Source organism: Virgisporangium ochraceum (assembly GCF_016863655.1).
GTDB classification, from domain to species: domain Bacteria; phylum Actinomycetota; class Actinomycetes; order Mycobacteriales; family Micromonosporaceae; genus Virgisporangium; species Virgisporangium ochraceum.
Map to the genome: position 1 here is coordinate 1 of NZ_BOPH01000061.1, position 12,942 is coordinate 12,942.

Genomic DNA, 12,942 nt, shown 5'->3' on the forward strand with positions numbered 1-12,942 from the left:
CAACGGCAACGACGGCAACGGGAACGGCGACGGGAACAACCCTCCGGGGTCGTCGGGGCCTGACCCGTTCGATCAGCTGCCTCCGGAGCGTCAGCAGCAGCTCATCGACGACGTGATCGCCGACTCGAACAAGGACTTCCCGATGACCCGCGAGAACGCCGAGGCGGTGCTTCGTGGTGGACCGCCGGGCACCACGCCGCACGTTGCGGGTCCAGGGGTCGCGGGTGGCGACGTCCAGTTCCGCGACCCGGACGGGAACACCGTCCTCGCCCGGGAGAACAAGTCGATCGGCGCCGGTTACAACGCCTGGACCAAGGAGGTCAGGCACGCCGCGCAGGACCAGCTCGACGGCAGCGGCGAGGTCTGGGTGCAGGTTCGCAACGGCTCCGACGTCGACAGCTGGGTCCGCAGGTTCCAGGGGAGCCGCACGCCGGAGCGTCTCGCCGACTACGAGAACGTCGACGTGATCTTCCGCGACGCCGACGGCAACCTGCTGGGTGAGTACAATCTGGGCACGAGGCTGCCTCCCCGGGAGTAGAAGACAGATCACCCTCAGGCACTCATGGGGAGGAGCGAAGTGAGCATTTCGAGTTACGTGGTCTGCCCGTCCCGGAAACTGATACTGGCGCTGGGCAAGCGCCTCAGCGATCCGAATGGAACCGTCATCGGGTTCTCGATCGGTGAGCACTTCACCGCCGATGACCCCGAGCGCACCCGGGCGCTGCTGAAGTTCCTGGCCGACACCGCCGGCGAGACGCTGGTGGTCAAGTTCAGCGACGACCCCGAGTTCGAGCACATTGCCGGCTATCGCGAGATCGGCGGCGACACATACGACGACATTCCGTTCGACGAGTACCTGCGCGGCTCGCCCGGCAGGTAGAACGACAGGTGGCCCACACCGACCGTCGCTCCTCTCCGAGGCGCGGCGGTCGGTGTTCCGTTCCAGGCGTTGCGCGTCGGGCGGACGATCCGGGCGCGGCAGGACCCGTGCCGTCAGCGGGGAGCCGGCGGTCTCATGGAGATGTGATGCCGACCTACGTGCAGATCTACTTCGCGTCCCAGGACAGCGGCGACCGGCTCCTGTCGAGGGTCGGTGCCGCGCTGGGTGTGCGGTTCGAACCGGTCGACCGGCCCTATGCCGACTACCGGGCCAGCACCGGAGACCTGGTGCTCGACCTCGCCTTCAGCCACGAGCTGGAAGACGACGCCGGCGTCCCGTTCGAGAGCATGCCCCACGTGCTGACCGTGCGTGACCTGCAGCGTGGTCAGCACGAGGAGCCCGCCGCACGGGAGATGTTCCGTCGCCTGGAAAGGGTGGGCTACCGGCCCATGTACCTGGTGAAGGGGCTTGTCCCGATCAGCCCGGGCCGGGAGTAGCCGGCTCCGTCAGGCCGTAGCGGCGCAGCACCGCGGTCAGCGTCTCGTACGGCGCACCGGGGCCGCCGTCCAACCGGTACCACCAGGCCCGGCGCGCGCCGCGGCCGAAGGCCCGGCCCATCACCACCGCCGGCTCGGACTCGACCGGGTTCTCCTGGTGACCCACGAGGATTCCCCACGGCAGGGCGGGCATGCTCGGCGTGCTCGACCGAAGGCCGCCCGACCTGCCCGGGTGCACCGACACGATGACGCTGCGGGCGGTGCCGGCCACCTGCTCGGCCAGCGCTTCGATCGTCTCCTCGCGCACCGACGACAGGGGCGGGCCGGCCAACCGGAGCTGTTCGCGCACCCCGTTGTCGACCCGTTCGACGGTCAGGACACCGAGCACCGCCTTCCACGGCTCGCCGCCGACGACCGCCAGGCTGGTGGGGGACGGCGCACGGGTGCGGCAGAACGTCGTCACGTCGCGGCGGGACCACGGCTCGGTCACCGGCTCGGCGACGCCCCAGCCGGCCGGGCCGCTGCCGGTGAACGCGCGCACGGCGGCCTCGGTGCTGGCGCCCAGTTCCAGGGCCTCGGTGGACGGGTGAAGGGTGACGATCTGCAGCTCAAGACCGCCGGTCCAGGCCGCGGCCACCGGAGACTGACCGGAGTGACCGGTGGAGCGGACCGGCGTGAAGCGGTCGCCGTCCCACCGCATGGGGAGACCGGTGAGCCCGTCGCGGAAGCTGTCGCCGGCGCGCACGACCCACTGGCCGCGGGCCTGGGTCAGCATGATCTCCAGGGGATACGTGACGAGCGCGTCGGCCGGGGTCACGATCTGCAGCGTCAGGTTGTCGCGGACCGCGTCGACGGCGGCCTCGGCCAGCCAGGGTGCCAGGCCGACCACGGCCCGGTTCTGGTGCAGCACGATCGCCTTCCCGGTGACCGCGTCGGTCAGCGGCCCGCCCATGTGTGCCCTCCCGTGATCGCCACCAGTTCCGCGGTGAACCGCCGCGCCACGTCGGCGGCCCGCGGGTCGTCGTGGGGTGCCCGGCTCTCCACCCACCAGACCGGACCGTCGACCGGCACCCCGAGCAGCCGCTCCGCCTCACCCGGCACCTGCACCAGCCGGCTGGTCTCGACGGTCAGCACCAGCCGGCCGTCGGCCGGGTCGAACAGCTGGATCAGCCCGGCGTCCTCGACCGTGCCCACCTTCAGGTCCGACGCGGCCGCGACCAGCGCGCCCAGGATCGCGGGCGCGTCGGGCTCATCGCGGCACAGCGCCACCGTGTCGAACGTCATCAGTCCTCCTTCAGCGTCCCGGTGTAGGCCGTCTGCACGATGCGCGGCGGGTCGCCCACCCGGACGAACTGCGCGCGCCCGACCGGAAGGGCCATCGGCCGGACCGGGCCCAGCAACTGGCCCTCCGTACGGTCGCCGGACATGAGCAGGCTCAGGCAACCGGCCTCCCGCGTGGCCAGCGGGAACGGCTCGAACAGCCCGCGCGACGCACCGGCCACCCGCCGCGCCATCACAACGTGCAGCCCGGTGTCGCGGCCGGCCGCCACGTACGGCACGAACGCGCCGAGCGGCTGGGTGGCCGAGGCGGCCAGGATGTCGTAGTCGTCGATGAGCAGGACGATCCGCGGGCGGGCCGCCTCACCCGGTCCCCGCTTGGCGAGCTCCTGACAGACCGCCGCCGACAGCTGCTGGGCGAGCGTGGGGTTCGGGGCATATCCACCAAGGTAGGGCTCCGGTACCAGGCCGGAGAGCGCGCGGCGCGGGTCGAACACCGCGAACACCAGGTCGTCGGAGGGGTACTGCCGCATCAGCTCCTCGGCGACGAGCCGCAGCAGGTTGGTCTTGCCGGTGCGGGGGTCACCGAGGATCAGGAGGTGCTGGTCGCGGCCGAACAGGTCGACGACCGCCGGGGAGAAGTCGTTCTCGAACCGCCCGAACGGAACCACGCCGTGGCCGGCCGGAGCGTCGAGAAGGTCCGTGATCGGCAGGACCGCGGGCAGCACGCGCACGGGTGGCGGAAGCGCGCCCGTCCACGAGGATCTGACGCCCTGTGCGGCCGCGACCAGACCGGCGTTCGCCGGGTCGGCGACACCGTCGAGGCGGGGCAGCGCGATCTGTGCGTAGAGCTTGTCGGTGGTGAGCACCCGGCCCGGTGTCTCCGGCGGGACGCCGCGGGCGAGCTTCCCGTCGATGCTCGACTCGCCGGGGTCGGTGAGGCGCAGCTCGATCCGGTTGGCGAAGGCGACCTGCTGACCGGAGCGCACCTCGTTCCACCGGCGGACGCAGGCGACGACGTGGATCCCGTACCGCCCGCCGCGGGAGAGCAGGTCGTGCACCTTGCCCTCGACGCTCTCGAACTCCGTGTTGAGCTGGCCGTAGCCGTCGATCAGCAGGACGACGTCGACGCAGCCGAGTTCGGCGCGCACCCGTTCGTCGGCGGCCCGGAGCTCGTCGACATTGTCGAGGTGGTGCCGGTTGTAGAGGCGTTGGCGCTGCGCGAGCATCGCGTGCACCTCGTCGATGGTGCGGCGCACGCGTTCGCGGTCGTCGCGGCCGGCGACGCCACCGACGTGCGGCAGGCCCGCGAGCGGGGCCAGGCCGTTGCCGAGCAGGTCGATGCCGTAGATGCCGACGTCCGTCGGGCGGTGGCTGGTGGCGAGGCCGAGCGCGATCGTGCGCAGCGCCGTGGTCTTGCCGGATCCGGGACCGCCGAGCACGAGCAGGTTGCCGCCGGCGGCGGCCAGGTTCACCAGCCACGGACCCTGCCGCTGGCGGGCCGGGTCGTCGAGCCGGCCGAGCGGCACCGGCAGCCCACCGGCCGGCCGGTCGACGCGCAGGCGGATACCGTCCGGGGTCGCGACGACCCCGTCGCAGGCCTGGTCGAGGGTCACCGCCGGGGGCAGCGGGGGCAGCCAGATCGCGGATACCGGCGTTCCGGCGGTCGTCATCTGGCCGACCACGGTCGACAGCAGGGTCGGGCCGGTCGTGCGTCGCGTGGCCTTCGGCGCCGGCGCGCCCGGCTCCTCGACCAGGTCGGCCGAGCCGAACACCGGCATGGTCTTGACCAGCGGACCGACGATCGGCGCGAGCTCGGCTTCCTCGTCGCCGGCGAGCGGACCCGACACGTAGGCGGCCTTGAACTGCTGGTAGATCGACACGTCGACCTTCAGGTAGCCGTTGCCCGGCAACGGCGGCAGGTGGAAGGCGTCGACGGTGTCGAGGACGGTGCGCGACTCCATCTCGCTGAGCGTGCGCAGGCCGAGGCGGTAGGACAGGTAGTTCTCCAACCCGCGCATCTTGCCCTGCTCGACCCGCTGGCTCGACAGCAGCAGGTGGACGCCGATCGACCGGCCGATCCGGCCGATGCGCAGGAACAGCTCGATGAACTCCGACTTCGCCGCGAGCAGCTCGCCGAACTCGTCGATCAGCACCAGGAGGTGCGGCAGCGGCGGCAGGCCCGAGTGGGGACCGGCCGCCTCGCGGCGCAGGTGGTACTCGGTGATGTCGGTGACCCGTCCCGCGTCGGCGAGCACCTGCTGGCGCCGCTGCACCTCGCCGTCGAGGCTGGTGTACATCCGCTCGACGAGCGACGCGTCCGACTCCAGGTTGGTGATCAGACCGGCGACGTGCGGCATCTCGAGGAACGGCGCGAACGTCGCGCCGCCCTTGTAGTCGACCAGCACCATCGCCAGCCGCTCGGGCGGGTGGCTGGCCGCGAGAGCGAGCACGAGCGTGCGCAGCAGTTCGCTCTTGCCCGATCCGGTGGCGCCCACGCACAGCCCGTGCGGACCCATGCCCAGCTGGGCCGACTCCTTCAGGTCCAGCAGCACCGCCCGGCCGGCCGGGTCGACCCCGATCGGCACCCGCAGGAAGTCGCGCTCGCCCCGCGGCCGCCACAGTCGGGCCAGGTCGAGCTCGGTGGGGTCGTTGAGGCCGAGCAGGTCGCGGAAGTCGGCCGGCGGCGTGCCGGTGCCGTCGTCGTAGGAGTCCGCCGAGAGCCGCAGCGGCGCGATCCGCCGCGCCAGACCCTCGATCAGCGGCGCCGGGGCGCGGTCGAGCGTGCCGTCGACCACCACGGGCGGAGACGCCTTGAGGTCCTCCAGCATCAGCGCGTCGCCGTCCAGCGTGATCCGCCGCGAGATCTCTCCCGGTTCGTGCAGGCGGTCGGCGAGCAGGTGCACGACGGTGGCGCCGAGGCTCGGCAGGTCGACCAGCTGGTCGGGGCTGGCCACCGTCTGCGCGATCCGGCCGTGCGCGTCGTCGATGACCAGCAGCCGCGGCCGGGTGCGCGCACCCGCCGCCCCGCCGCCGTGGCGCAGCGACTTGAGCGCGTTGGTGGCGCGCTGGTCGAGGTCGGCGCCGAGCAGGTCGGCGAGCGTCTCCGGAGCGGTGACCAGCAGCGGCGTCGGCCCGGACGGACCGATCGCCGTGCGGTCGAGCAGGTGCGGCAGCCAGCGTGCCCACGCCCAGTCCCCGGCGCGTTCCGGAGTGGTGACGATCGCGAGCGTGACGTCGTCGGGGGCGTGGAACGCGGCCACCTGGACGAGGAGCGCGCTCGCGAGGGCGACCGCCTCGGCCCTGTTCGGGGTGACGACGCTGACGTCGCCGGCACAGTCGAGCTCCACCCGCAGCGGCAGCCCGGGGGTCAGCTCGAAGCGCCGCAGCAGCGACTGGGCCTCGTGGCGCATGAACGGGTCGACGGGGTCGGAGGCGTTGGCCTGGTCACGCAGCTGCATGCGACGCAGGGGCAGCGCGCCGACGCCGATCCGCACCCGGAGGAAGTCGATGTCGGCCCGCCGCCGCTCCCACAGGCGCGCCGGGCTGCGGACGACGTCGAGGAGCCGGTTCACCGGCGGGTCGAGCACGTTCGCGTCGGCCTGCATCCGCTGTTCGCTCTCGCGGAGCGTCTCGCGCAACTCCTCCAGGTAGTTCTGGTACCGCTCACGCTGGACCCGGCGTTGCCGGCCGGCCTTGCCGAGCTGCGAGACGTACATCGCGCCGGCACCGACCAGCGCGGCGACCATCACGACCGCGCCGAGCGCCGCGAAGCCGGAGCCCCGCAGGAACATCATCATGGCCATCGCGACACCGGCACCGGCCATCGGCAGCAGGGCCTGCATCCCCACGCCGCCCTTGCCGTCGGGCAACTGCGGCGGCGGGTCGACGACGAGTGGCTCCACAGTGGACAGTGGGCGCGCGACCCGGGTGGGACGGTGCACGAGGCGCGTCGACATGGTTCCCCCCGGTTGGTCGGATCGGTTGGTCGGCCCGGTTCGTGGGCTCAGTGCTGGCGGGCGCGGTCGAGTGCCAGTGCGGCGGTCCGGGTCGCCGCGACGAGCGTCGCCTCGGCGATCCGCGCCGGCCTGATCCGCGCGCCGCCCGCCAGGTGCCGGTCGAAGGGCAGGGTGACGACGGGCACGCCGAACCCGTCGATCAGGTCGCGGGCGGCGTCGAGCTTGAGCGCCGCCCGGCCGTGCGGGCTGCCGGCGCTGAACACGACCACCACCCGCCGCAGCCACGCGGCGTACCCGGTGGCCATCACCCGGTTGAGGGCGCGGTAGGTCGCGCGGACGCCGTCGGGCGTCGCGGCCGCGACGAGCACCACGGAGTGGGCGTCGGCGACGGCGGCCCCGGTGGTGCGCGACTCCAGCCCCGGCGGGCAGTCGGTGACGGCGACGGCGAACAACCGCGACAGGGCCCGGGTGACGTCGCTGCACAGGTTCGGCTGCCCGGCTCCGCCGCTGGGCAGCACCCACAGCCCCGACTTCGTGCGCGGCAGCAGCGGTTCCAGCGCCCGCAGGTCGCCACCCCGGGCGGCGACCAGGTCGGGTGCGATCCGCTCGAGCGGCTGCGCGGTGACACCCAACCGCCAGGTGAGCGACCCTTCGTAGGGATCGGCGTCGGCGACGAGCACCGGGTCGGCCCGGCGCGCCGCGAACACCGACGCGAGCACCGCCGACACGGTCGACTTGCCCGCGCCCCCGTGCACCGAGGCGACCGCGATCCGGCGTCCGGTGTGCACGGGAGCCTGCACCTCGGCGGCCAGCTCGGCCAGTTCGCGGGTCGCCCGCCCGCTGGTGAACATCCGGCCGGCGGTACGCAGCACCTTCCGCAGCGGCCGTTCACCCGACGCGGTGCGCCGGGAGATCGACAGGTCGTCGAGGTCCGCGGCGGCGGGTTCCGTCGTGGGTTGAGGCGAGGGGACGGGCGTCGGCGCCGGAGGCCGCGGTGCGACGGGTGGGGCCGCGGGGTACCGGGCCGCCGGCGGCGGCGTGGCGTGTGCCGCTGGGTTCGGCTGTGCGGGCTGAACAGCCGGCTGCGCCGGCGGGGCCTGCTGCATGGGCGCGGTCTGCGGCGCCGGCGGAGTCTGCGGCATCGGCGGGGCCGGCTGGGCGGGCTGCGTCCAGGGGTGGGTCGTCTGCGGCGCCGGCGGCGCGGGCTGGGGCACCGGCGGGTGGGTTGGTTGGGGTGCCGGGACGGTTGCCCGTCCGCGGGCTCGGGGCTCTGGCGGGTGCGTTCCGTTACCGCCGGGGAGAGTCGTCATTCGACCGCCTCGCTCAGAAGGTGTCGAGCAGTCGTGAGTACAGGCCGAACACGCCGACGGTCACCGGCACCAGCGCGATCACCGCGAGTGCCTCGAACCGGTCGGCGTTCTGCCGGGCCCGCGCCAGCACGTGCGGCGGCGGCCGGTAGGCCAGCACCACCAGCGCGATCGCGCCGACGCCCAGGGCCGCCGACGGCGGCCCCCACCACAGGTCGGGAGCCTCGCGGATCCACCGCGCCAGCAGGCCCGCCATCACCGCGAGCGAACCGGCCACCAGCGCGACCACCTCGACGGCCAGCGGGAACGCCCGCATCCGTAGCAGCAGCGCGACGCTCACCAGGGACGCCAGCGCGAGCGTCCACGGACCCGGGGTCGCGGCCAGCACGACCCCGGCGAGCGTCGCCGACGCCGCGGCGGCCACGGTGGCCGCGGCCAGCCCGCGGTGGGCCGAGTCGACGGCGGCCAGCACCGCGACCCGGCTGACCGGCTCGTCGCCGCTGCGCAGGTCGTCGAGCCGGGTGAGACCGGACGCCATCATCGCCATCCGGGGCAGCACGCCGAGCACGCCGACGGAGACGATCGTCATGATCGCCGCGACGCGCCCGCCGGGCATGTCGAGCGCGATCATCGTGCTCCAGCACGCGAGCAGGACCAGCAGCGTGCCGCCGCCGAGGACGCCCGCGCGCCGGTTGCCCGTCACCGTGCCGAGCGCCACCACCGTGATGGCGACGCCGACGGCCCACAGGGTGTAGCGCAGCGGCCGGTCGGCGGTCCAGGCCGGGATGGTCGTCATCACCATCGCGGCGCCGCTGACCAGCACCGCGACGCCCACGACGCGTCGTCCGAACGCACCGACGCCGATCCCGGCGAAGGCCACCGCCGCGCCGATCAGGGTGACCGACACCTCGCCGAGCCGCGGACCGGCGAGCACCGCCGCGAGCGTGGCGGTGAGCACGATCACCGCGGTGGCCGTGCCGACGCGGGACCGGTCGCCCCACCGCCAGCGCCGGCGGTCGAGATCGTCGGCCACCTCGTCGGAGACGTCGTGCACGATCGCGGCCGGCGGCGCCTCCAGGATCGGGTCGACCCGCAGCATCGAGCCGTCGGTGATCTCGGCGGTGCGCAGGCTGGTGCCCGGGTCGAGGACGGTGCCGTCGAGCGTGCTGATCTGGTAGCCCCGCGAGTCGTCCATGGGCGGCAGGCCGACCATGCCGACGACCTCGGGCAGCAGCAGGCCGATCGGTTCGTCGGCGGGCAGCACCAGGTCGATGCGCCGGCGTGGGCCGGCCAGCGTCACCCGGCTGAGGTGACCCGTGGCGGTCTGTGGAGCTGTCATCGTGTCCCCGTTTGCACCGGTGCCGGAGTGCGCGCCCGCTGCTGCTGCTCGGCGATCATGTTCGAGAGGAAGGACCAGCCGACGCAGACCGCGCAGGCGACGGCGGCGAGGATGAGCCCCAGCCGCAGCCACCGGACGCCGTCGCCGGTGGACCGGGCGCGGCGCTCGCGCCCCCACAACAGCAGCTCGCGCATGCGGGCACGCCGAACCGCGACCGATTCGATGAGCTGCGTGTCGTACTCCCGTGCCACGCCACGATCCTAGCGACGGGGGGCGATCCCTACCGGCCGATAGGAATCGGCGGGCGTCAACCTACGTGCTCGGCCGGTTCCGTGCGCAGCAGCCAGGCGAGCGGCATCTTCGAGCCGACCTCGTACGTACCGTCCGGACGCAGGCGGTGCAGGGTGACGGTCTGTGCGGCGTCCCGGTCGACCAACCAGTAGCGGGGAATGCCGGCCTCGGCGTACTCGAGTCGCTTCGTGTCTCTGTCCATCGACCTGGAACCGGCCGAGACGATCTCGACCACGAGCAGGAGATCGGCGATCGGCAGCCAGACGCTCGACGGCTGCGGTTTCGTCCAGACGGTGAGGTCCGGGATACGTCCGCCTTCACCGTCGGGTCCTGAGATGCGGATGCCGGCGGCCTGAAGGATCTGCCTGGGCAGCCATCCACCCATGATGAACCAGGCGAACAGATCACTCGCGATTCCGGCGTGGTCGGAGTCGGGCGGCGGCATGACCGACAGCATTCCTTCAGGGCTGGTCTCGTACCGGTGGCCGTGCACGTCGGCGGTGTTCATCGCAGCCAGGTCGGTCAGATCGACCCGGGCCGGCATGGACTGCCCGATGACGTCCGCGCTCATGCGCTCATCGTACCGAGGGTCAGACTGGACCAGTCGGTTTCCACGGGGACGTAGTCGCCGGCCGCCCACAGGGGGAGCTGGTCGGCGAAGTGGGGGTCGCCCGGCACGCCCGACGCGCCGAACGGCACCACCCACCTGCTGCGGCTCCGGTCGGACACGTCCCACACGTAGCGGGCGACCGGCCCGCGCCAGCACGCGTCGGACACACCCGGGACGGTCGAGGTCGCCAGCACGCAGTTGGTGTCGCCGCCGAGGCGGACGGCGAGGGCGGGCACCGGGACGTCGACGTCCAGCCGGATCGGGAACAGGCGGTGCCGTCGGCCCCACGGCTCGTCGTCCAGGGTGGCGACGTCGTCGAGTGCGAGCCCGGCCAGCTCGACCGCGCTGTCCACTATGGACACCAGGGTGTCGAGCGCAAGACCGGTGCGGGCCAACGGATCCGTCCACGGGGTGAACAGTTCGTCGAACCCGCTCGGCGCCCGCAGCGGCGCCAGCGCGGGCGATCTGTGCAGCCGCCGCACCAGCGCCGTACGCCAGGCCGCGTACGCGCCGGCTTCCGCGCTGCCGGCGTCCATCCGCCCGTCCCACGCCAGCAGCCGCGCTCGCAGCCGGCCCGCGGCGCCGTCGGGCGACAGCTTCGCGAGCAGGTCACGCAGCGCGTTCCCACCAAGGGCAAGATCCATGTGGACCGCGTGCGGGTCGGCGCCGTTGGCCACCAGCTTCGCGATCCGCCGGGCGCGGTGGGGCGGGGCGAACCCGTTGCCCAGGTCGGCGACGTCGGGCCGGCGGTCGTTGGCGTTCACGGCCACACCGGTCACCTCGACGCGGGCCGTCGGGGCGTATCCGTCGCGCCAGTGGTACCGGGACTCCCACGCGGGCACCGGCACCTCGCGGCACCGGTCGTCGCGGAGGGGCACGCGGCCGGCGGACAGCTGGAGCACCGCCCCCGTGGAGTCGGCCACCAGCACGCTGTTGACCGGTTCGACCCACCGCTCCAGGGCGTCGGCCACGTCGTCCACGGTCCGCGCGCGCAGCAACGGGAGCAGTGCCCCGAACCCGAGGTCGCCGTCGACCATCGCCGGGTACCGCAGGCTGATCCCGGCGTCGTCGATCACCGGTCCCCGCGGCGTCTCCACGATCTCGACCGGCACCGGGTCGCCGCCGTCGACGAGGATCTCCTCGACGTGTGCCGCCACCGGCTCCCAGCCCCGCGGCCCACGGGCCTCGACCCCGCCGGACGCGGTGCGGCGCAGGTCCTCGCGGTACACGTCCTGGTAGTCCGCCATCGCGTTGGTCACCGCCCACGCCACCGGTCCGGCATGCCCGAAGTGGGGAACGCCGGGAACGCCGGGGAACGCCAGCCCCACCACGTCGAACTCGGGGCAGGCGAGGCGCACCTGCTGGTAGATCCCGGGCAGTTCGAGGATCCGGTGCGGGTCACCGGCGACGAGTCCGGACCTCGCCCACGCGTTGGAACCGGAGGGGCCCTCGAACGCGAACCACGACGCCGCGTCGGGGCCCAGGGTCGACTCGACGTGCGCGCGCCACAGCTTGCCGGGGAACGTGCCGAACAGGATGTGCTGCACCAGGAAGACACCGAGCGGGTGCCACGGCTCCCACGGGTCCACGGCCGAACGGCCGGTCGCGGCGAATTCGGGCGCCGCGGCGGTTCCCGTCGGCAGGCCGGCGTTCACACCGTCCACATAGGACCCGATCCACGCGCGGGTCGGTTCGTCGAGGTTCTCGTAGCAGCGGCGGGCGGTGGCGGCGAGCCGGGCGCGGCGGGCGAACCGGTCCCAGCCGGTCTCGCCGGGTCCGACGTGCTCGGCCAGCCTTCCCTCGCTGCGCCAGCGCTCGACCTGTACCTGCCAGGCCCGGTCGGTGGCCGCGACCAACCCCTGTGCGAAGGCCAGTTCGGAGACGCTGTCGGCGCGGAGGTGCGGGATCCCCCAGGCATCGCGGTAGATGGCGTGTGTCATCCCGTCCCACTATCCTCCTGCCGACCGTTGGGTTAGGTTACCCTCACCTAACTTGAATACCGTACCGGGAGGACACGTCGTGCGAAACTGGGAGGATCTGGTCCTCAGGGCTCTCGGGGCCAGGGACTACCGGTTGACGGTCGTCTCGGCGGAGCGGGTCGCCGACCACTATCACCGCCTGCTGGTCGAGGGTGGCGGGCTGCTGGAGGCCAACGGCGTCCACCCGACCATGTGGATCCGCCTCTGGTTCGACAACAACGGCAGGGCGCACCAGCGCGCCTACACGCTCGTCGACCCCGACCCGACGACCGGGCGGTTCGGCCTCGAGTTCGCCGTGCACGACGGCCCGGCGGTGACGTGGGCGCTGGGCGCCGCGCCCGGCGACACCATCGACGCCACCGTGTACGGCAGTTCGTTCGCGCTGCCCGACCCGCTGCCCGGCCACGTATACCTCGTCGGCGACGCGGCCTCGGTGCCGGCGGTGAACAGCCTGCTCGACGCGCTGGCCGGTGCGGGGCCCGAGGTCCCCGCGACGGTGTGGCTGGAGTACGCCCACGACGACGACCGCGACCTCCCGCTGCGCAACCGCGCCCACCACACCGTGACCTGGGTGCCGCGCAAGGACGGCGGCCAACTGCTGGCCGACACCGTCTGCGCCGAGGTGCCGGCGGGTGGCGACGGCTTCCACTGGATCGCCTCGGAGGCGAAGAGCAACCGGGCGATCGTGCGGCACCTCCGGAAGACGCTCGGCATTCCGAAGAGCCACGTCTACTCGATGGCCTATTGGAGTGCCCGGTCGTCTTAGGTTAGGGTTACCTAATAAACATTGACCAACATCGAT

General features: G+C 73.0%; 12 protein-coding genes. 4 read left to right on the forward strand and 8 right to left on the reverse strand.

Annotated elements, in window-relative coordinates; translation table 11 throughout:
* The 3 genes from Voc01_RS21360 to Voc01_RS21370 form a co-directional block, all read left to right on the forward strand.
* Nucleotides 1-538: hypothetical protein (locus Voc01_RS21360; RefSeq protein WP_203929262.1), on the forward strand; the 538-nt coding region annotated here is incomplete at its 5' end.
* A 39-nt stretch (nucleotides 539-577) separates the two neighbouring features.
* Nucleotides 578-880, forward strand: a complete 303-nt coding sequence (locus Voc01_RS21365) for a hypothetical protein (protein ID WP_203929263.1) — start codon at nucleotides 578-580, stop codon at nucleotides 878-880.
* A gap of 146 nt (nucleotides 881-1,026) precedes the next feature.
* The gene (locus tag Voc01_RS21370) at nucleotides 1,027-1,377 is read left to right on the forward strand and encodes a hypothetical protein (RefSeq protein ID WP_203929264.1); all 351 of its coding nucleotides are present in this window, start codon (nucleotides 1,027-1,029) and stop codon (nucleotides 1,375-1,377) included.
* Here the strand turns inward: Voc01_RS21370 and Voc01_RS21375 are convergent.
* The 8 genes from Voc01_RS21375 to Voc01_RS21410 form a co-directional block, all read right to left on the reverse strand.
* Nucleotides 1,358-2,329 (reverse strand): DUF6177 family protein, encoded by a 972-nt coding sequence (locus Voc01_RS21375; protein WP_203929265.1) that lies wholly within the window; start codon nucleotides 2,327-2,329, stop codon nucleotides 1,358-1,360. The two genes, Voc01_RS21370 and Voc01_RS21375, sit on opposite strands and share 20 nt — an antisense overlap.
* A complete protein-coding gene (locus Voc01_RS21380) occupies nucleotides 2,314-2,661 on the reverse strand; it encodes a hypothetical protein (protein ID WP_203929266.1) in 348 nt (115 codons plus the stop codon). The genes Voc01_RS21375 and Voc01_RS21380 overlap by 16 nt, the downstream gene beginning before the upstream one ends.
* On the reverse strand, nucleotides 2,661-6,614 hold the full coding sequence (eccCa, locus tag Voc01_RS21385; protein WP_203929267.1) for a type VII secretion protein EccCa: 3,954 nt from the start codon (nucleotides 6,612-6,614) through the stop codon (nucleotides 2,661-2,663). Before eccCa ends, Voc01_RS21380 begins: the two co-directional genes overlap by 1 nt.
* 47 nt (nucleotides 6,615-6,661) lie before the next feature.
* Nucleotides 6,662-7,828: a MinD/ParA family ATP-binding protein gene (locus tag Voc01_RS21390; RefSeq protein ID WP_203929268.1), complete on the reverse strand. Its 1,167-nt coding sequence runs from the start codon at nucleotides 7,826-7,828 to the stop codon at nucleotides 6,662-6,664.
* A 109-nt stretch (nucleotides 7,829-7,937) separates the two neighbouring features.
* Complete coding sequence (eccD, locus tag Voc01_RS21395) at nucleotides 7,938-9,260, reverse strand: type VII secretion integral membrane protein EccD (protein WP_203929269.1); 1,323 nt, start codon at nucleotides 9,258-9,260, stop codon at nucleotides 7,938-7,940.
* Nucleotides 9,257-9,511: a hypothetical protein gene (locus Voc01_RS21400; RefSeq protein WP_203929270.1), complete on the reverse strand. Its 255-nt coding sequence runs from the start codon at nucleotides 9,509-9,511 to the stop codon at nucleotides 9,257-9,259. Before Voc01_RS21400 ends, eccD begins: the two co-directional genes overlap by 4 nt.
* 56 nt (nucleotides 9,512-9,567) lie before the next feature.
* On the reverse strand, nucleotides 9,568-10,122 hold the full coding sequence (locus Voc01_RS21405; protein WP_203929271.1) for a Uma2 family endonuclease: 555 nt from the start codon (nucleotides 10,120-10,122) through the stop codon (nucleotides 9,568-9,570).
* Nucleotides 10,119-12,101 carry a penicillin acylase family protein gene (locus Voc01_RS21410; RefSeq protein WP_203929272.1) on the reverse strand — a complete coding sequence of 661 codons (1,983 nt, stop codon included), beginning with the start codon at nucleotides 12,099-12,101 and terminating at the stop codon, nucleotides 10,119-10,121. The genes Voc01_RS21405 and Voc01_RS21410 overlap by 4 nt, the downstream gene beginning before the upstream one ends.
* Nucleotides 12,102-12,180: 79 nt before the next feature.
* Here Voc01_RS21410 and Voc01_RS21415 point away from each other — a divergent pair, with 79 nt between their 5' ends.
* Nucleotides 12,181-12,906 carry a siderophore-interacting protein gene (locus Voc01_RS21415; RefSeq protein WP_239160367.1) on the forward strand — a complete coding sequence of 242 codons (726 nt, stop codon included), beginning with the start codon at nucleotides 12,181-12,183 and terminating at the stop codon, nucleotides 12,904-12,906.
* Nucleotides 12,907-12,942: the final 36 nt, after the last annotated feature.